General features: G+C 53.4%; 14 protein-coding genes. 8 read left to right on the top strand and 6 right to left on the bottom strand.

Features of this window, described 5'->3' with window-relative positions:
- Positions 1-64 precede the first annotated feature (64 nt).
- The 6 genes from selB to DFO52_RS16885 form a co-directional block, all read right to left on the bottom strand.
- The gene (gene selB, locus DFO52_RS16910) at positions 65-1,912 is read right to left on the bottom strand and encodes a selenocysteine-specific translation elongation factor (RefSeq protein WP_133550820.1); all 1,848 of its coding nucleotides are present in this window, start codon (positions 1,910-1,912) and stop codon (positions 65-67) included.
- A complete protein-coding gene (gene selA, locus DFO52_RS16905) occupies positions 1,909-3,294 on the bottom strand; it encodes an L-seryl-tRNA(Sec) selenium transferase (RefSeq protein ID WP_133550819.1) in 1,386 nt (461 codons plus the stop codon). The genes selB and selA overlap by 4 nt, the downstream gene beginning before the upstream one ends.
- Before the next feature lie 103 nt (positions 3,295-3,397).
- Complete coding sequence (locus DFO52_RS16900; protein ID WP_133550818.1) at positions 3,398-4,006, bottom strand: glutathione S-transferase; 609 nt, start codon at positions 4,004-4,006, stop codon at positions 3,398-3,400.
- Between the two features lie 90 nt (positions 4,007-4,096).
- Complete coding sequence (locus DFO52_RS16895) at positions 4,097-5,233, bottom strand: HlyD family secretion protein (RefSeq protein WP_029740996.1); 1,137 nt, start codon at positions 5,231-5,233, stop codon at positions 4,097-4,099.
- Positions 5,234-5,235: 2 nt separating this feature from the next.
- A complete protein-coding gene (locus DFO52_RS16890; RefSeq protein WP_023334046.1) occupies positions 5,236-5,592 on the bottom strand; it encodes a DUF3302 domain-containing protein in 357 nt (118 codons plus the stop codon).
- A 252-nt stretch (positions 5,593-5,844) separates the two neighbouring features.
- Positions 5,845-6,081, bottom strand: a complete 237-nt coding sequence (locus tag DFO52_RS16885; RefSeq protein WP_133550817.1) for a hypothetical protein — start codon at positions 6,079-6,081, stop codon at positions 5,845-5,847.
- Positions 6,082-6,251: 170 nt separating this feature from the next.
- Here DFO52_RS16885 and DFO52_RS16880 point away from each other — a divergent pair, with 170 nt between their 5' ends.
- The 8 genes from DFO52_RS16880 (at position 6,252) to lldD (ending at position 20,135) form a co-directional block, all read left to right on the top strand.
- Positions 6,252-8,159, top strand: a complete 1,908-nt coding sequence (locus tag DFO52_RS16880) for a PTS mannitol transporter subunit IICBA (protein WP_023309922.1) — start codon at positions 6,252-6,254, stop codon at positions 8,157-8,159.
- A 100-nt stretch (positions 8,160-8,259) separates the two neighbouring features.
- Entirely contained in the window at positions 8,260-9,408 is a 1,149-nt protein-coding gene (gene mtlD / locus DFO52_RS16875) for a mannitol-1-phosphate 5-dehydrogenase (RefSeq protein ID WP_032665121.1), read from the top strand.
- Positions 9,405-9,995, top strand: a complete 591-nt coding sequence (mtlR, locus tag DFO52_RS16870) for a mannitol operon repressor MtlR (protein WP_032661869.1) — start codon at positions 9,405-9,407, stop codon at positions 9,993-9,995. The genes mtlD and mtlR overlap by 4 nt, the downstream gene beginning before the upstream one ends.
- A gap of 58 nt (positions 9,996-10,053) precedes the next feature.
- On the top strand, positions 10,054-10,416 hold the full coding sequence (locus DFO52_RS16865) for a YibL family ribosome-associated protein (protein WP_029742228.1): 363 nt from the start codon (positions 10,054-10,056) through the stop codon (positions 10,414-10,416).
- A gap of 265 nt (positions 10,417-10,681) precedes the next feature.
- Entirely contained in the window at positions 10,682-16,246 is a 5,565-nt protein-coding gene (locus tag DFO52_RS16860) for a DUF3320 domain-containing protein (protein WP_133550816.1), read from the top strand.
- A 279-nt stretch (positions 16,247-16,525) separates the two neighbouring features.
- Entirely contained in the window at positions 16,526-18,181 is a 1,656-nt protein-coding gene (gene lldP / locus DFO52_RS16855) for an L-lactate permease (protein WP_038417734.1), read from the top strand.
- On the top strand, positions 18,178-18,951 hold the full coding sequence (gene lldR / locus DFO52_RS16850; RefSeq protein ID WP_063145474.1) for a transcriptional regulator LldR: 774 nt from the start codon (positions 18,178-18,180) through the stop codon (positions 18,949-18,951). The genes lldP and lldR overlap by 4 nt, the downstream gene beginning before the upstream one ends.
- On the top strand, positions 18,948-20,135 hold the full coding sequence (gene lldD, locus DFO52_RS16845) for an FMN-dependent L-lactate dehydrogenase LldD (protein WP_133550815.1): 1,188 nt from the start codon (positions 18,948-18,950) through the stop codon (positions 20,133-20,135). Before lldR ends, lldD begins: the two co-directional genes overlap by 4 nt.
- Positions 20,136-20,314: the final 179 nt, after the last annotated feature.

Here is a 20,314-nt window from a genome sequence, read left to right as displayed (position 1 = left end):
GTACATCAAGGGTAGTTCCGGCTGGCGATTTTCTCGCCAACCGGTAACGGCTTTACGACGGGGGTCACGGAGTTTCAGGAAATAATAACGAATCTCGCAATAAATGATCGTTACCGCGACGGCGGGTAAAGCCGATGCGGTTGAAATACTCCAGGATCTGAATCGCCAGCTTGCGGCCCACGTTCAGCCGGTCGCGGAAATCGGCCGCGCAGGTAGAGCCCCGCTCCTGGTCCAGCTCGCGGATCAGGTTCGCAAACGCCACAATGCGATCGTTACGATAGTAACGATCTTTCACGATCGCGACTATCAGCCCCTGCTGCGCCGCATGGCGCAATACCTGACGCATCACCTGCTCGTCGGTATTCGTTTCGCGGGCCAGATCGCGAACCCACCACGGCTCATCGCCAAACAGCAAGGCCACTTTTTGCCATACCGCTTCTTGCTCTGCGGTGAACCCGGCCTTGTGATCCGGCAGATGGAGCCAGCCGTGGTGGCTTTTGATCGCCCCGCTTTCGCGCATGTTTTCAATCAGCAGCAGCACCAGCGCATCGTCTTCCATCGGCAGCGCCATGCGCCGCAGACGCTCACGGCCCGGGCCAGGCTCATCCTGATGCTGTTCATGGTACGTTGCGAGCGTGCTCAGTATCTTACGCTGCCAGCGTGCAGCAACCGGGGCGTTTAGCAGACTGTTTCCAGCCTGAATAAAACCCGGCTGCTGGGCCAGCAGGCGTAACCCTTCCTCGCTCAGCTGGCGTGCCCATGCAAAATCACGCAGGCTCACCGCACCGCGCTCAAGATGCACCCGCAGCGCGGCGTTATCATCGCTGGCCTGCGCCAGAGCAGCCAGCCACTGGAGATATTCAGGTTTACGCTTGCCGCGTCGCGGTGGATTCAGCGCGACCACCCGTGCCCCGGCCAGCGTTTCCCGCGCGGAAATATCACGCAGAACCAGACGATCGTTGTCTGCAAGCCAGAGCGGTGAATCGAATACCAGTTCGGCAAGGTCGTTTTCCAGCAGCGACACGCGCCCGGTGATATGGCTGGCCGCGTGGTGAATATGCAGCGGCTGCCATTGGGTCAGGGGCACGTTTGACTGCAGGGAAACAATGACGCGTTCAGACGGTTCAGGTGGGGCATCGGCCAGCAGCCAGTCCCCACGGTTAAGCTGCTCTTTTTCCGCATCCCCGGCAATGTTCAGCGCGATCCGCTGCCCGGCATGTGCATGCTCTGCGGGCTGGTTTTGCGCATGTAAGCCGCGCACGCGCATCGGCTTGTTAACGCCCGTCAGCCAGAGCGTATCACCTACGTTCACTTCACCGCTCAGCGCCGTACCGGTCACCACCAGCCCCGCGCCTTTGACGGTAAACGCCCGGTCAATCGCCAGACGGAAGCGGTGGTGGCTGGCGTGGTCACGCGACGAAAGCTGCTGTAAGTGGTGGCGAAGTTCATCGATACCGCGCCCTTCTGTCGCCATAGTGACAAAAAGCGGTGCATCGGCAAAACCATACTCTTGCAAGGTCGCCTGTACCGTTTCGCGCACTTCGCTGACGCGTGCGTCATCCACGCGATCGGCTTTGGTCAGCGCCACGGTCAGCTGCGGGTTGCCGGTCAGCTGCAGGATCGCCAGATGCTCACGAGTTTGCGCCATGACGCCATCATCGCAGGCCACCACCAGCAGGGCATGATCGATACCCCCCACGCCCGCCAGCATGTTGGACAGAAACTTTTCATGCCCCGGAACATCAATAAAACCCAGTACGCGGCCATCAGGCTGGGGCCAGTAGGCATAGCCCAGATCGATGGTCATGCCGCGCTTTTTCTCTTCCGGCAGGCGGTCGGCGTTTATGCCGGTAATCGCCTGCAGCAACGTGGTTTTTCCGTGGTCGACGTGACCGGCGGTGGCAATAATCATTTCAACAACATCTCCAGAAATCGCTCTTCATCTTCAAGGCAGCGCAGATCCAGCCACATTCGGCCATCGTAAATCCGCCCGATAACCGGCGCAGGCAGGCCACGCCAGCGCGCCGACAGGGCTTCAAGGTGGCTGCCGCGCCCGTCACGCGGGGTGAACGTGAGCGCTTCACTCGGCAGCCTGTCCACCGGCAGCGAACCGCTGCCAATCTGCGACTGGCAGGGTTCAATGCGAACGTCAAAATTGGGGTAGTGCGGAGCTACGCGCGGCAGCAGTAACTCGGCCTGGGCGCGAATCGAGGCGGCATCGCGGGTTAACAGACGCAGCGTAGGAAGGCGGTCGGCCAGTTTCTCCGGATGGAGATAGAGCCGCAGCGTTGCCTCCAGCGCGGCAAGCGTCATTTTATCGGCTCGCAGGGCGCGCTTGAGCGGATGCTGCTGCAGCTTCGCAATCAGCTCGAGCTTGCCGACGATAATCCCGGCCTGCGGCCCGCCCAGCAGCTTGTCGCCGGAAAAGCTGACCAGGCTGACGCCCGCCGCAATCATCTCTTGCGGCATCGGCTCTTTAGGCAGCCCGTAAAGGCTCAGATCCACCAGCGAGCCGCTGCCGAGATCGGCAATCACCGGAATATTCAGTTCGCGGCCAATCGCTGCCAGCTCGCTCTCTTCAACCGTTTTGGTGAAGCCTTTAATATGATAATTGCTGGTGTGAACCTTCATCAGCAGGGCGGTATTTTCATTCACCGCCGCGCGATAATCTTTCGCATGGGTACGGTTGGTAGTGCCCACTTCATGCAGCGTGCAGCCCGCCTGGCGCATCACGTCCGGAATGCGAAACGCCCCGCCAATCTCCACCAGCTCGCCGCGGGAAACCACCGCCTCTTTGCCGCTGGCGGTGGCCGCCAGCATCAGCAGCACCGCTGCGGCGTTGTTATTCACAATGCAGGCATCTTCCGCGCCGGTCAGCTGGCACAGCAGCTCCGCCAGCGCCCGGTCACGATGCCCGCGTCCGGCGCCGTCCAGATCGTACTCCAGCGTCACGGGCGTTCGCATGGCTTGCACAACCGCAGCAACCGCCTCTTCCGCCTGCTGCGCGCGGCCCAGGTTGGTATGCAGTACGGTACCGGTCAGGTTAATCACCGGGCGTAACGCGCTTTGCGCTTTCTCATCCAGCCGGTGCTCAACTTCCTGCTCCCACGCCGCGCACCAGTCGGGCAAGGCGTTTTCTGACTGAATAGCGCATCGGGCTTCGTCCTGAAGCAGGCGAAGCATCTCCACCGTCGCGGTATGGCCAAAACGCTCAACGGCAGCATGAATGCGGGGCTCGCGAAGGAGACGGTCGGTAGCGGGGATCTGGCTGTACAGCGAATGATGAGTAGTCATGAAAGCGCCTGGCGAGTAAATATCTTCCCCCCTCCCGACGGGAGAGGGAGTTAACATGTGGAGGGATTGTACCGCCTCCGACGCCGAAGTGTTATAACCCGCGTCAAGCCTTTGGCGGTTCTGTGCGGGCAAAGCTCTCGCGGCTAAAAAGGGTGTCGGCCAGTTTCACCAGCAGCGGACGGTCGACGCACCAGCCGGGGGAAACCCGGCGGAAGTTGAGATAGCCGATGGCGCAGGCGATAGCGATGGTTGCCAGGTTCAGGCTGTCGGTTTGAATCTTTCCCTCCCGGATAAGCTGTTCGCACCTGTCCAGGCTACGGCTGATTTTTTCCCGCTGGCGTAACAGTTCCGTTTCCGACTGCTGGGCGGCGGGCCTTGCCTGTTCACGCACGGAGGTTAACGCCGCATCCATAATGCCATCGGCCAGGGCTTCGATTTGCTTCATTGCCAATGCCGCTTTTGGATCAGCCGGAAGCATTGCCGGGGCAACGCCCAGCAGTTCGATATATTCCGCAATAATCGGGGAATCGAACCAGTATTCGCCCTCGTCCGTCACCAGCGCCGGGACTTTCCCCAGCGGGTTGTACTGCGCGACGCCGTTTTCAGCGTTGTAGGGCTGTTCATTGATGAATTCAAATTCAATCCCTTTCTCCAGCAGGAGAATCGAGATCTTTCGCACGAAGGGACTGGTGTAGCTACCGATGAGTTTCATTGCCTGATCCTTGATGCCGGAAAAAAGTCAGTATGGATCAAGCGATGAAAAAAGGGCAGGTATGCGTGTCGCATTCCTGCCCTGGAAGGATTAGTGATCGAGATAGAGGTAGTGCATCCAGCTGGTCATGCGCAGCAATACTTTACGCATCACCGAGACGTGGGCGAAATGGTCCGAGTAGACCGCCACCTGGGCATAGATACCGTCTGGCAGCGCATCGACTTCCGCATTCGGATCCAGCTCAATCGTACCCAACACGCCGTCCGTTCCCGGCACCACCGTCAGCGACTGCAGCGCGCCCTGCGCCTGATAGGAGCCTCCCGGCACCACCGGCAGAATCGCGGTGAGCTTCCCGGAGAACACCTGGCCCGGCAGGGCGTTAAACACCACTTCCGCTTCATCGCCCGGCTTCAGACGCAGCAGTGAGTTCTGACGGAACTGGGCCACGATCTGACGCTTCTGTTCAGGAATAAAGACCATCACCGGACGCAGTGGCAGCGCGGCGGCGTACGTCCCGGGACGAATCAGCACCTGGGTGATGTAGCCATCGCTTGGCGCACGGACCACGGTCTGATCCAGATTGTATTTCGCTTCAGCAAGCTGCGCGCGTAAGGAGGCAATCTGCGACTGTTCGCCGTTCACCATGCTGTCCAACTGGCTTTGAATTTGCGTCTGTTCAGCAACGGAGCCTTTTACCAGCGCATCCTGCGCGAGATAGTTCTGCCGCGCGTTGTCGATATCGCTTTCAGAGAACGGATTTACCTTCGCCTGGCTGCCTTTCAGGTAGCGCTGATAATCTTTATACAGGCGGTCACGCTCTGCGGAGACGCGCGTCGTATTGGCGACGGCCTCCACCAGCTGCGCTTTCAGATTGTCGATATTGTGCGTCGCGGTCACCAGGTCGGCCTGGAGTCTGTCGACGCGCGCCTGATAGCGGCCCGGATCCAGTTTAAATAACACTTCGCCTTTTTTAATAAGCTGGTTATTTTTATCGGTCACTTCACTGACCACCCCGGTAACCTGCGGCGTAATCGGAATAGAAATAACCGCCTTTTGCGCCGTAAAGGTGTACGGATGGTTATAGTTCATTAACAGAATAAGTCCGGCAACAATAAACACCCCGCCTAATGTCGCGGTGGCAAGCGTCCACTGGTTTACCGGAATACGGAATATTTTAAAAATCACCCAGGCAAATGCCACATAGGTCAAAATAATCAACAGATCCATGATTAGCGCTCCAGCGTGTTTTTATCAGCAGCGGGCTGTACCGCGGCCAGCTTTTGTTCTAATTCGGCCACGCGTTTGGCCAGCGCATCCATTCCCGGAACCTCATCAGGCTTGGTGATGTGGTTTTGCATCCCCCAGCCGCGATCTTCACGGTACAACGTGGCCCATATCCACAGGAACGGCCAGATGGCATGGAGAGTAAACAGGCTAATCCAGCCTGCCGTGTGAATCGCATCGGCATGCGGATGGTTACGCTTTTTGGCCATATTATAAGGAATGTCATGGATGGCGATGATTCCATAAAAGAGAACCAGAAATACAAAAATCAATACGCCCAGCGCAAAATAGTTGAGAAACATATTCTCCTCACTTAAACAACGTCAACTCATTGAATTAATAAAACAGTACGCAACCTAATTAATTTATTTTGAAATACACAAGGTATGCTGGTTATTTCCGAGCCGGGGAGTATCGGATTTTATAATATCTCCATGCAAGTTTATAAGCGTGTCAAAATATATCCTGAATAATAATATACTTAACCTTACAATATGAGCGTAATCCACGTTTTAACTTTTCGCCATACCACACATCAAAAGTGGTTTTTTAACTTAACGTGTCGCGCTATGCCATCCTGACGCCGAATCGCTAAACAGAGTTTGCCGCCGATCACAGCCGGAGAAATCTGCATAAAAATATTTTGTGAAATCAGTCACAATCCAGAAACAAACACACAAAATCAAATCGTGATAACCATCACAGAAAAGGGTGATTTTTGCCGCATTTCTCGCCATCGTATTTTTTTTGCCCACCTTTTTTGTGACCAGGATCACCTCATTAGCATCCACACCCCCTACCTTTACGTGATATGCGTCACACAAATTTTCGCTGTCTGGACAGTTGAACGATTCAGTGCCAGATTTCACAGCATCAGAACAGGGTCCGGCTACCTCTGCCGCCTCATTAACAATAAACCTCGGGCCGCAAGCCTAAGCGTAAACAGAAGAAGGGGTGTTTTATGTCATCCGATTTCAAGATCAAAGTTCAAAGCTTTGGTCGTTTCCTCAGCAACATGGTGATGCCAAATATCGGCGCGTTTATCGCGTGGGGTATCATCACTGCATTGTTCATTCCGACAGGGTGGTTGCCTAACGAAACGCTGGCGAAACTTGTTGGCCCAATGATTACCTATCTCCTGCCGCTGCTCATCGGTTTCACCGGTGGTCGTCTGGTGGGCGGTGACCGTGGTGGCGTAGTGGGTGCCATCACGACCATGGGTGTTATCGTCGGTGCGGATATGCCGATGTTCCTCGGTGCAATGATTGCCGGTCCTCTGGGCGGCTGGGCGATTAAGAAATTCGACGTCTGGGTTGATGGTAAGATCAAATCCGGCTTCGAAATGCTGGTGAACAACTTCTCTGCGGGCATCATCGGGATGATCCTCGCGATTCTGGCGTTCCTCGGCATTGGCCCTGCGGTTGAAGTGCTGTCCAAAATTCTGGCGGCAGGCGTTAACTTCATGGTTGCGCACGATATGCTGCCGCTGGCGTCTATCTTCGTAGAACCGGCGAAAATCCTGTTCCTGAACAACGCCATCAACCACGGCATCTTCTCGCCGCTGGGTATTCAGCAGTCTCACGATCTCGGCAAGTCTATCTTCTTCCTGATTGAAGCCAACCCGGGTCCGGGTATGGGCGTTCTGCTGGCGTACATGTTCTTTGGTCGCGGCAGCGCGAAGCAGTCTGCTGGCGGTGCAGCAATCATTCACTTCCTGGGCGGTATTCACGAAATTTACTTCCCGTACGTGCTGATGAACCCACGTCTGATCCTGGCCGTTATCCTTGGCGGTATGACCGGCGTGTTCACCCTGAGCGTGCTGGGCGGCGGTCTGGTGTCTCCGGCTTCTCCGGGCTCTATCCTGGCGGTACTGGCGATGACGCCAAAAGGGGCGTACTTCGCGAACATCGCAGCCATCTGTGCGGCCATGGCGGTCTCCTTCGTGGTCTCTTCTATCCTGCTGAAAACCAGCAAAGTGAAAGAAGACGACGATATTGAAGCGGCGACCCGTCGTATGCACGACATGAAAGCCGAATCCAAAGGCGCAACCCCGCTGGCGGCTGGCGATGTGTCTAACGACCTGAGCCACGTGCGTAAAATCATCGTTGCCTGTGATGCCGGTATGGGTTCCAGCGCAATGGGTGCAGGCGTGCTACGTAAGAAAGTGCAGGATGCGGGCCTGACCAACATCTCCGTCACCAACAGCGCTATTAACAGCCTGCCGCCGGACGTTGACCTGGTCATCACGCACCGCGACCTGACCGAACGCGCCATGCGCCAGGTACCGCAGGCACAGCACATCTCGCTGACTAACTTCCTCGACAGCGGCCTGTACACCAGCCTGACCGAACGTCTGGTTGCGGCGCAGCGTCACGAAGACAACGAAGTGAAAGTGCGCTCAAGCCTGCAGGACAGCTTTGACGAGAGCAACGCCCACCTGTTCAAACTGGGTGCGGAAAACATCTTCCTCGGTCGCACAGCGGCTACTAAAGAAGAAGCGATTCGCTTTGCCGGCGAGCAGCTGGTGAAAGGCGGCTACGTTCAGCCTGAATATGTTGACGCGATGCTGGAACGCGAAAAACTGACGCCAACCTACCTGGGCGAATCCATCGCGGTGCCGCACGGTACGGTTGAAGCGAAAGATCGCGTCCTGAAAACCGGCGTCGTATTCTGTCAGTATCCGCAGGGCGTGCGCTTCGGTGAAGAAGAAGACGACATCGCCCGTCTGGTGATTGGTATCGCCGCTCGCAACAACGAGCACATTCAGGTAATTACCAGCCTGACCAACGCGCTGGACGATGAGTCTGTCATTGCGCGTCTGGCGAGCACCACCAGCGTGGAAGAAGTCCTGGCACTGCTCAACAAATAACGGTACTCCTCCCTCTCCCCCATGGGGAGAGGGCTAGGGTGAGGGGAAACGTTCCTCACCCCAGCCCTCTCGGGTAAAAACATTGATGAAGGTTAACACTATGAAAGCATTACATTTTGGCGCAGGTAATATCGGTCGTGGTTTTATCGGTAAACTGCTGGCAGACGCGGGCATTACGCTGACATTCGCCGATGTGAATCAGGTGGTCCTGGATGCCCTGAATGCGCGTCATAGCTATCAGGTCCATGTGGTCGGTGAAAACGAGCAGGTTGAGACGGTATCCGGCGTCAACGCGGTCAGCAGCATCGGTGAAGACGTTATCGACCTGATCGCCAGCGTTGATCTGGTCACGACGGCCGTCGGTCCGGTTGTCCTTGAGCGCATCGCTCCTGCGGTCGCGAAAGGCCTGGCAAAACGTAAAGCGCAGGGCATCGACGCCCCGCTGAACATCATCGCCTGTGAAAACATGGTGCGCGGCACCACGCAGCTGAAAGGTCACGTGCTCAACGCTGTTGCGGACGAAGACAAAGCCTGGGTTGAAGCGCACGTCGGGTTTGTGGATTCCGCCGTGGACCGCATCGTTCCGCCGTCTGAATCCGCCACCAACGACCCGCTGGAAGTGACCGTGGAAACCTTCAGCGAGTGGATCGTTGATAAAACCCAGTTTAAAGGCGCCCTGCCGACCATTCCGGGAATGGAATTAACCGATAACCTGATGGCATTTGTCGAACGCAAACTCTTCACGCTGAACACCGGGCATGCTATAACCGCGTACCTCGGAAAATTGGCCGGTCATCAGACCATTCGTGATGCGATCCTCGATGAGAAGATCCGCGCGGTGGTAAAAGGGGCAATGGAAGAGAGCGGCGCGGTGCTGATCAAACGCTACGGTTTTGATGCTGATAAACACGCAGCATACATCCAGAAAATCCTCGGTCGCTTTGAAAACCCGTATCTGAAAGATGACGTTGAGCGCGTGGGCCGTCAGCCTCTGCGTAAACTGAGCGCGGGCGACCGCCTGATTAAGCCGCTGCTGGGCACGCTGGAATACGGCCTGCCGCACGCCAACCTGGTGAAAGGGATTGCCGCCGCGATGCACTACCGCAGCGAGCAGGACCCACAGGCGCAGGAACTGGCTCAGCTGATTGATGACAAAGGCGCACAGGCTGCGCTGGCGCAGATTTCCGGTCTGGACGCCAACAGCGACGTGGTTGTGGAGGCGGTTAACGCATACAACGCAACCAAATGATGCACAGTGCGGCGCAGGTTAACCTGCGCCCAGATAATAGATTGTCAGATATGCAGGCAATAATGGAACAAACCCAGGCCTTTGAAAATCGTGTGCTTGAGCGTCTGAATGCTGGCAAAACCGTACGAAGCTTCCTGATTGCCGCCGTCGAGCTGTTAACCGAGGCGGTGAATATCCTGGTGCTTCAGGTGTTTCGCAAAGACGACTACGCGGTAAAATATGCTGTAGAACCGTTACTGGACGGAGACGGACCGCTGGGCGATTTATCCGTGCGTCTGAAGCTGATTTATGGTCTTGGCGTGCTGAACCGGCAAGAGTATGAAGATGCGGAGCTGTTAATGGCGCTGCGCGAAGAACTCAATCATGACGGTAATGAGTACACCTTTACCGATGATGAGATCCTGGGGCCCTTCGGCGAGCTGCACTGCGTCACCGCGCTGCCCCCTGCTCCCCATTTTGATAACAGCGACCCTGAGCTCTACGCGATGCAAAAGCTGCGTTATCAACAGGTTGTCCGTTCCACGATGGTTCTCTCCCTGACTGAGCTGATTTCCCGAATCAGCTTAAAAAAAGCGTTTCAGAAGTAAGCCTGCTCACATTGGTGTATCCTTCCCTGTAAATTCCCCGTTTTCAGAGTTATTTGTCATGAAAGAAGTCGAAAAGAACGAAATTAAACGCCTGAGCGACCGCCTGGATCTGATCCGCCACCAGATGGCTGGCCTGTCACTGGTCGAGTCCGCCGAGAAGTACGCCGAGCTGGAAAAAGAAGCCGCCACGCTGGAAACAGAAATCGAGCGCCTGCGCGAAGTGAAAGGCCAGAAGTTGAGCAAAGAAGCGCAGAAGCTGATGGACATGCCGCACCGTCGCGCGATCACCAAAAAAGAGCAGGCCGACATGGGCAAGCTGAAGAAAAGCGTCCGTGGTCTGGTGGTGGTGCACCCGATGACCGAGCTTGGCCGCGAAATGGGCCTGAAAGAGATGACGGGCTTTTGTAAGACCGCGTTCTGATACTTAATCTAAGTAAAATTTAATACAAGCCAGCCCAATATATTCATCAGAAGAATGTATTGGGTTTTTTATTGTCCAAAATTACAGGATTACTTCCCGTAAATGTAAACAAGCAATAGTAAAATCTGCAGGTTCACAATTCTCATTCTTGAGAGTAAAGTGGACATTCATTTCTTTCGATCTAACTAATACACACGGCACGTCATTGAAATATAATATATTTCTTTGGCATGATGGTATGTCATTGCATTAGGTTATAAATTTTATGAATTCTACTGAGAGCTCTACCTTTCAAAACAGCGCCCTTTCTTTAGAACAAAAACTTGAAAAAGCCAGGGCTGAACTTCTGGATTTGGGGGCAAGAAACCGCTTACTAAACATTCCGCGATCGAAGAATACACGTTTCCTGGAAGTGATTGATGAGCGTTCTGAACTGGTCTACAACCTTCTGCTTAATGAAAAAAAAACGTTCACATTTTTGCATGGTAAATCAGGTAAAGAAGACGACCAGGAGACTGAAGATGGTCTTTCAGACGAAAAAGCTTTTATTTATCAATTTGATGAAAAAGACACCGAAATCAAATCGCAGCATCTTGATACTAAACTGCAAACTCGTTTAACCCCTAAAGGGTTGCAAACTCGATTACTTGATTTGTACCACGACTCCAAAACGCTTGAAGAGGAGCAAGGCGCAAACATTCTTTTCCTGGCACTGGGCACATTGAAGTGGGTAGATCCCGCCAATAAAGAGAGTGTCCGTTATGCTCCTCTGATACTAGTGCCAGTAAGTCTGGAACGCGGTAGTGCTGGAGAAAGATTTAAACTAAAAGCACGTTCAGAAGACATCATTCCTAACCTCTCTTTGGAAGCATTCCTTGAACGCGTACATCAGATCACATTACCTGTGATGCAATCTGATGATGATGAAATTAACATAAGTAGTTACTTTGAAGCTGTACAGCAATCAATAGCATTGAAAACAGACTGGGAAGTTATAACAAATGATATCATCCTTGGTTTGTTCTCATTTTCTAAATTTTTGATGTATCGAGATCTCGATCCTGCAAACTGGCCCGATGATGAAGCTATTACATCAAAATATCTTATTCGCGCCCTCATGGAAGAAGGGTTTGATGAAAGCGACGGACTACTTTCAGAAGACAGCTCTATAGACCACCTTATCACGCCTAAAGATATGCTTCATATTATGGATAGCGATAGCTCTCAAACGCTGGCGATCCATGAAGTAAGGAAAGGTAAAAACCTTGTCATACAAGGACCTCCTGGCACTGGTAAGTCACAGACAATAGCCAATATTATTGCGTCGGCTATCGCGGATGGAAAAACAGTACTTTTTGTTGCAGAAAAAATGGCAGCTCTTGAAGTCGTCAAACGCCGTCTCGACCAAACAGGAGTCGGTGATGCCTGTTTAGAACTTCATAGCAACAAGGCCAATAAACGACTTTTACTCGAGGAGTTGAAGCGAGTATGGGATTTAGGTTCGCCCCGCGGTGAATTTCCTGATGAATTAATTGAGAACTTAACCGAAGCTCGTGACTCCCTGAATGCCCACCCAGCGCGCCTCCACAAAGTCTATACACCTTCGGGTTTGAGCCCTTATCAGGTGATTGGGCAATTGGTAAGATTGCGTCAAAATGAACAAACACCTACGGACTTCATTCTTCATGGCTTCGATGAATGGAGTAATAACGATCTGATAAAACGACTGGATCTCGTTAAAGAGCTTATTGAACGAATTGAGAATATTGGGCTACCCCATAATCATCCCTGGAATGGTGTCAAACGAGAATCCGTTTTACCGAGTGAACTCGATCGCCTGATGCCAAAAATTACTACGTTGTTACACAAAGTACATGACTTTCAAAACACTATAGCGACTTTAGCTGTACGAGTTGGAATAACACCTGAACCAGTACTTTTCAACGAGGCGGACAAAATTTTTCAGATTGCTAACCTCATAAATCAGGCACCTGAGTTAGAGGAAGCTGCACTTGTTAATCCTGTCTGGTCTAACTCTCTTTACGAAATAAAAAGTCTAATTGAGCAGGGTATAACGTATCAAAATAATTTCGAGGAAATCAAAGATCTGCTTCATGATGAACAGTTTGATACCCCTCTACTTGAATTCCGTGATGAACTGCAAACAGTCCCAGAGGATCTTTTGCCAGATGCCTTTTCAGCTGCCAGAGCATTACTACCACTATTACCGCAAATTCAATTAACAGTGGCCCATCTGACGAAAGAGCTAGGTACTGAATCTCTGTATCGTTCATCTCAGGAAATCAATAATCTGATTGAACTCAGCATACGCGTAGCTGATGCCCCCGATGCGAGCCCGCAAGCTTTTGTCGCTTCCGTATGGGAGCATGGTGTCGAACAAGCCAGAGAGTTGGTCAATTCAATCGCTGATTTACATTCTTTGCGTCAGAAAATCGATCCCCATGTTTCGGAGACCATATGGGATACCGAACTCACACAAATTCGTCATAACCTTGCGATACATACTGGGATGTTCAAAATACTGAACAGCGAATGGCGTCGTTCACGTGCACTTGCTCACTCCCTCATTCGAAATACAAATCAACCTATTCAGCAGCAAATTGAGCTTTTGGATAAGGTTATTCAGGCGCAAGCGCTACGAAAAAACATCGCCAACGCTAGCGAGTTTGGGAACAGTGCGTTTGGCTCACATTGGCGTGGTGAAAACAGTGACAGCAGTGCTCTGAAGGCATTAGTAGAATGGATGGCAACGCTTAAAGATGTTGGTTCAGAAGCACGTTTACTGGCGAGCCAACTGTCTGATCGTGAAACGTTGAGGCACTTTAGCCAGAAACTGGAGCAGCTTCTTAATCAAGCCGATATTGAACTGAAACAACTTTGGAAGGCTTTTGGCGCAACTGCAGAATCCTGGTTTGATAATCATTATTCTATTAAGCGTGTTCCATTAAGCTATGTTGAAGCTATGGCTCAAAAACTTAGTCGTATAGATTCAACATCACAACAGGTGTTTAAAGATCCGGCAGATCGCCCTGGTGAACGTCTGGCGCTGGTCAAGAAGATTATTGCATTGCAATATCAAAAGAAGGCCATCGAATCCCAATACGAATTGGGAAGCGCAGCATTGGGTAGTGCATGGCGAGGTACACTGTCCAACTGGCAAAATATCGTTAGCGATTGTACATGGATTGAAAAACACGGTGACTTACGCTTCATATGCGCGACCGTAAACGATCATGGTGAGTTACTGAACTCCGCTAATCAACTTTCAGCGACACGTGTCTCTATCATTAACGAACTTGAAAATCTGGCCAACGAACTCGAATCGTCCACCGACGAATTCTTCCATTTGGATAATCAGCATTTACGTATCGATAGTGTCCTGCAAAAACTAACCTCCTGGACTGAAAATGCCGAACAACTGTCTAAATGGGTTGCCTGGCAACACCGGCGCAACCAAGCAAATAATTTGGGACTCTCAGAAGTTGTAGAACGGCTTGAGGATGGGCGCTTACCATTATCGACTTGTTATAGCTCGGTCGAATATACCTATTATGAATCGCTGTTCAGTTTAATGGCTAAAGAGATACCGTCTCTTTCCCGCTTCGACGGTGAACTTCATAACCGAAAAGTGCAGTACTTTGCCGAAATGGATTTACGCCGTATAAAGAGCTCAAGTATTGAGGTCGCTCGGGCACACCATCGTCGTATTCCTTCAAAAATCGGAGCTGCAGGTCCGGTTGGAGTCCTGCGTGCCGAAATGGCGAGGAAAAGAGGCCATATGCCTATTCGCCAATTGATGCTTAAAGCGGGCCCGGCAATTCAGGCAATCAAACCGGTCATGATGATGAGCCCACTCTCTGTCGCACAATTCTTGATCCCAGGTAAGCAAAAATTTGATTTGCTCGTTATGGACGAAGCCAGCCAGATTCAGCCTGTCGATGCCATAGGTGCAATTGCGCGCTGTCAGCAAGTTGTTGTTGTCGGGGACGAAAGGCAATTGCCGCCAACCAGTTTCTTCTCTCGTATGACTGAGGCCAGTAACGATGATGGGGATGAAGATTCGACGCAAGTAGCAGATATCGAAAGCATACTTGGATTGTTTGTTGCCAGAGGCTTGCCACAGCGAATGCTCCGCTGGCATTACCGTAGTCGACACCAGTCGCTTATTGCGGTTTCTAATAGTCAGTTCTACGAAAACAAATTGTTTATAGTACCAAGCCCATACACTGAAGAGGCGGGTATGGGCTTGCGATTCCATTATGTTGAAAACGGTGTTTTCGAATCAGGTGCAGGTAATGCCAACCCTATTGAGGCAAAAAGAATTGCTACCGCAATTCTTGAGCATGTACAGCAGAATCCCGAATTGTCACTGGGAGTCGCAACATTCTCGGTTTCACAGCGTAAGGCTATTCAGGATGAATTAGAGGTTCTTCGCCGTTTAAATCCTCAATATGAGGATTTCTTTAATTCCCATCCAGGAGAGCCATTCTTCATTAAAAACCTGGAAAATATCCAAGGTGATGAACGTGATGTCATCATGATCTCTGTAGGGTATGCGCGTAATAAACAAGGCTATCTGGCAATGCGATTTGGCCCTTTGGGTTCGCAAGGTGGTGAGCGACGGCTGAATGTGCTGATTAGCCGTGCAAAACGTCGATGTGAGGTTTTTGCATCGATCACCGATGAAGATATTGATCTTGAGCGAGCGAAAGGTGTTGGCGTAATAGCGTTCAAACTATTCCTTCAATATGCCCGTACAGGACGCTTATCAATGTCCAAAGTTTCCGGGCGTCCGATGGATAGCGTATTTGAAGAACAAGTCGCCTCAGCACTTCAGAACCGAGGCTATCAAGTACACCCGCAAGTAGGAATTGCTGGCTTCTTTATCGATCTAGCAATTGCCGATCCTGAATTACCGGGACGTTATCTTCTCGGGATCGAATGTGATGGCAGTACTTATCATTCCTCTCGGTCTGCCCGAGAGCGTGATCGTTTACGTCAAGCCGTTCTTGAAGATCATGGTTGGATAATACACCGAATCTGGAGTACGGATTGGTTCCAAAGACCAGAGGAACAATTGCAAAAAGTTATTGATGCTATTGATAATGCAAAAGCAGAACTGAATAGCAGAGCAGAACATACATACGGGCGTTCCCGAGCTGTTCCTGTTGATATCGTGGCAGTGGAACGAGAAGACGTTATTGAGGTTGGTTTTGATAGAACTGATTCCGCTAATGACCAGAATGTGAGTTATGAAGAAGCACAGCCCGAAGCCAATCTTTCATATGCTTTACATGAAACACCAACCGGCATACTTGCTGACATGGTTGAAAAAATAGTCTTCACAGAATCTCCTATCCATATTAACGAAGTAATAACTCGTCTTCGCTCCGCATGGGGATTACAACGAGCTGGTGCACGGATAGAAAGCGTTGTTAGTCATGCTGCTCAAATTGCCTGCAGGAAAGGTAATATTTATAAGGAACATGAATTTTTCATACACAAGGAAGTAACTATTCGACTTCGCAACAGACAGAACGTCTTGTCTGCAGGCTTGCGTAAACCAGAACTGATCGCACCTATAGAAATCGCTTCGGGTATATTTGACATCGTTAACGCAAGCCTGGGAGCAACGGAAGATGAAATCATTACATCTGTCTCAAGGATGCTTGGTTTTAAATCAACCAGTAGTGTTCTTCGAAAAGTGATCTCCGATGTTATTGAGCGGGAGATTAAAGATAACCGTCTTAAGCAACAAGATGGTTTGATAGTCATCGGAGATACCGCTTCTATTCAAAATGCTGTCTAATTCATGAAATTCGATTAACTCTTCTGCGGGGCCCACCATCATACTGTGGAGCCCCCGCTTCAAATTGGCCCAACCAATCCCCGTTTTCTTTCTTCCCCGGTTCACAATTCCATTAATTCTGCTCACAAACTCATTGCCTGACCATAACATTTGGTTAACTATTCATTGTCATTAACCCTACAACACAACATTGGAAGGACCACTTTTACACAACCTGTGACGCAGAGTTGAGCGGAGACTCACCCGCAGCGCAGGCTGTCTGGTCCCCAGGAGACCTGCATGAGCCTCTGGCAACAAAACTACGACCCGGCCGGTAATATCTGGCTGTCGAGCCTGATCGCATCGCTTCCGATCCTGTTCTTCTTCTTTGCGCTGATTAAGCTCAAGCTGAAGGGCTACCTCGCCGCGACGTATACCGTTGCTATCGCCCTGATGGTGGCGCTGTTCTTCTATAAAATGCCGGTCGATCGCGCGCTGGCCTCCGTCGTCTACGGTTTCTTCTACGGCCTGTGGCCGATTGCGTGGATCATCATCGCGGCGGTGTTTGTCTATAAAATCTCGGTGAAAACCGGGCAGTTCGACATTATCCGCTCGTCGATTCTCTCCATCACGCCGGACCAGCGCCTGCAGATGCTGATTGTCGGCTTCTCCTTCGGGGCGTTTCTGGAAGGTGCGGCAGGCTTTGGCGCACCGGTGGCGATCACCGCCGCGCTGCTGGTCGGTCTGGGCTTTAACCCGCTCTATGCCGCGGGCCTGTGCCTGATTGTGAACACCGCGCCGGTTGCGTTTGGCGCGATGGGTATTCCGATTCTGGTGGCCGGACAGGTCACCGGGCTGGACAGCTTCGAGATCGGCCAGATGGTTGGCCGCCAGCTGCCCTTCCTGACCATTATCGTCCTGTTCTGGATCATGGCGATTATGGACGGCTGGCGCGGCGTGAAGGAGACCTGGCCTGCGGTGATGGTGGCGGGTGGTTCGTTCGCGATTGCCCAGTACCTCAGCTCGAACTTCCTCGGCCCGGAGCTGCCGGACATCATCTCTTCGCTGGTATCGCTGGTCTGTCTGACGCTGTTCCTGAAACGCTGGCAGCCGGTACGTATTTTCCGCTTCGCCGACATGGGCGCCTCGCAGGTTGATCAAACCCTGGCCCGCACGGGCTATACGGCAGGACAGGTGATCCGCGCCTGGTCGCCGTTCCTGTTCCTGACCGCAACGGTGACCCTGTGGAGCATTCCGCCGTTTAAAGCCCTGTTCGCGCCGGGCGGGGCGCTGTACGACATGGTGATTAATATTTCCGTACCGTTCCTCGACAAAATGGTCGCCCGTATGCCGCCGGTGGTGCACGCCGCCACGCCGTATGCCGCGGTCTATAAATTCGACTGGTTCTCCGCCACCGGTACCGCCATCCTGTTTGCCGCACTCCTTTCCGTGGTGTGGCTGCGCATGAAGCCTGCGGCCGCGGTGCAGACCTTTGCGGCGACCATTAAAGAGCTGATGCTGCCGATTTACTCCATCGGCATGGTGCTGGCGTTCGCGTTTATCTCGAACTACTCCGGCCTGTCATCAACGCTGGCACTGGCCCTGGCACATACCAGCCATGCCTTCACCTTCTTCTCGCCGTTCCTCGGCTGGCTGGGGGTGTTCCTGACCGGTTCCGATACCTCGTCTAACGCCCTGTTCGCCGCGCTGCAGGCAACGGCGGCCCAGCAGATTGGCGTATCTGACGTCCTGCTGGTGGCCGCGAATACCACCGGCGGCGTGACCGGGAAAATGATCTCTCCACAATCCATCGCCATTGCCTGTGCGGCGGTGGGACTGGTCGGTAAAGAGTCGGATCTGTTCCGCTTTACCGTGAAACACAGCCTGATATTCACCTGCATGGTGGGGGTGATCACCACCCTGCAGGCCTATGTCTTAACCTGGATGATCCCATGATAGTGATGCCCAGACGCCTGTCCGACGAGATTGCCTCTCGCGTGCGGGCGCTGATTGAAGAACAACAGCTGGAAGCGGGCATGAAGCTGCCCGCCGAACGCCAGCTTGCCGCCCAGCTTGGCGTGTCGCGCAACTCACTGCGCGAGGCGCTGGCGACGCTGGTCAGCGAAGGGGTGCTGCTGAGCCGTCGCGGCGGCGGCACCTTTGTGCGCTGGCAGCATGACGACTGGTCCGAGCAAAACATCGTGCAGCCGCTGAAGACGCTGATGGAGAACGACCCGGACTACAGCTTCGACATCCTTGAAGCGCGTCACGCCATCGAAACCAGTACCGCCTGGCACGCGGCCATGCGGGCAACCGACGCTGACAAAGAGAAACTCATCGCCTGCTTTGAGGCCACGCAAAGCAGCGACCCGGATATCGCCTCCCAGGCGGACGTCCGTTTTCACCTGGCGATTGCCGAGGCGTCGCACAACGTGGTGCTGCTCCAGACCATGCGCGGGTTCTTCGACCTGCTGCAATCCTCCGTTAAACAGAGCCGCCAGCGCATGTATCTGGTTCCGCCGGTGTTTGCCCAGCTTACCGAACAGCACGAGGCGGTGCTCAACGCCATTCTGGCCGGTGATGCCGAGGCCGCGCGCAAAGCGATGATGGCGCATCTCGGCTTCGTGCACACCACCATTAAACGATTCGATGAAGACCAGGCCCGACAGGCGCGTATTACCCGTCTGCCTGGCGACAGTGATATTTCCAGGGAGAACAAAGCATGATTATTTCAGCAGCCAGTGACTATCGCGCCGCGGCGCAGCGCATTTTGCCCCCGTTCCTGTTCCACTACATCGACGGCGGGGCGTATGCCGAATACACCCTGCGCCGCAACGCGGAAGATCTGTCGGAAGTGGCTCTGCGCCAGCGCGTGCTGAAGAATATGTCTGACCTGAGCCTTGAGACAAAGCTGTTCGACGAAACGCTCTCCATGCCCGTGGCGCTCGCGCCTGTAGGCTTATGCGGCATGTATGCCCGCCGTGGCGAAGTGCAGGCCGCCGCGGCGGCGGATGCCAAAGGCATTCCGTTTACGCTTTCCACCGTGTCCGTCTGCCCGATCGAAGAGGTCGCCCCGACCATCAAGCGCCCGATGTGGTTCCAGCTGTACGTCCTGCGCGATCGCGGTTTTATGCGCAACGCGCTGGAGCGCGCCAAAGCGGCGGGCTGCTCGACGCTGGTCTTTACCGTCGATATGCCGACCCCCGGGGCGCGCTATCGTGATGCCCACTCCGGCATGAGCGGCCCGAATGCTGCGTTACGCCGCTACTGGCAGGCGGTTACTCACCCGCAGTGGGCGTGGGATGTCGGCCTGAACGGTCGTCCGCACGACCTGGGCAATATTTCGGCTTACCTCGGTAAACCGACCGGGCTGGAGGATTACATCGGCTGGCTGGCGAACAATTTCGATCCGTCGATCTCGTGGAAGGACCTGGAGTGGATCCGGGAGTTCTGGGACGGCCCGATGGTGATCAAAGGGATCCTCGATCCGGAGGATGCCCGCGACGCGGTACGCTTTGGCGCAGACGGGATTGTGGTCTCTAACCACGGCGGACGCCAGCTCGACGGGGTGCTCTCCTCCGCACGCGCCCTGCCGGCCATCGCCGATGCGGTGAAAGGCGATATTGCCATCCTGGCCGACAGCGGCATCCGCAACGGGCTTGACGTGGTGCGCATGATTGCGCTGGGCGCCGACAGCGTACTGCTGGGGCGTGCGTATCTGTATGCGCTGGCGACGGCGGGCCAGGCGGGCGTGGCGAATCTGCTTAACCTGATCGAAAAAGAGATGAAGGTGGCGATGACGCTGACCGGTGCAAGAACGATTAGCGAAATCAGTAAGGATTCTCTGGTGCAGGAGTTAAGCAAATTACCGGCGGCGCTGGCTCCCCTGGCTCAGGGAAACGCGGCCTGACCTTCTCCAGTTAATCCCCCTTTCTCACGCGCCCGATTTCCCCCTCGGGCGCTTTTTTATGCCAAAAATAACATCCAGATAACATATTGGATAAGAAAATTTGACATCCACCCGCCGTCCGCAATTGTATAGACAAGCAAATACAAGAACACAAAAACAACATCAGATCGGAGTGGAGC

Source organism: Enterobacter sp. AG326 (assembly GCF_004362415.1).
In the GTDB taxonomy this organism is placed as follows: domain Bacteria; phylum Pseudomonadota; class Gammaproteobacteria; order Enterobacterales; family Enterobacteriaceae; genus Enterobacter; species Enterobacter asburiae.
This window is presented reverse-complemented; position numbering and strand designations above follow the sequence as displayed.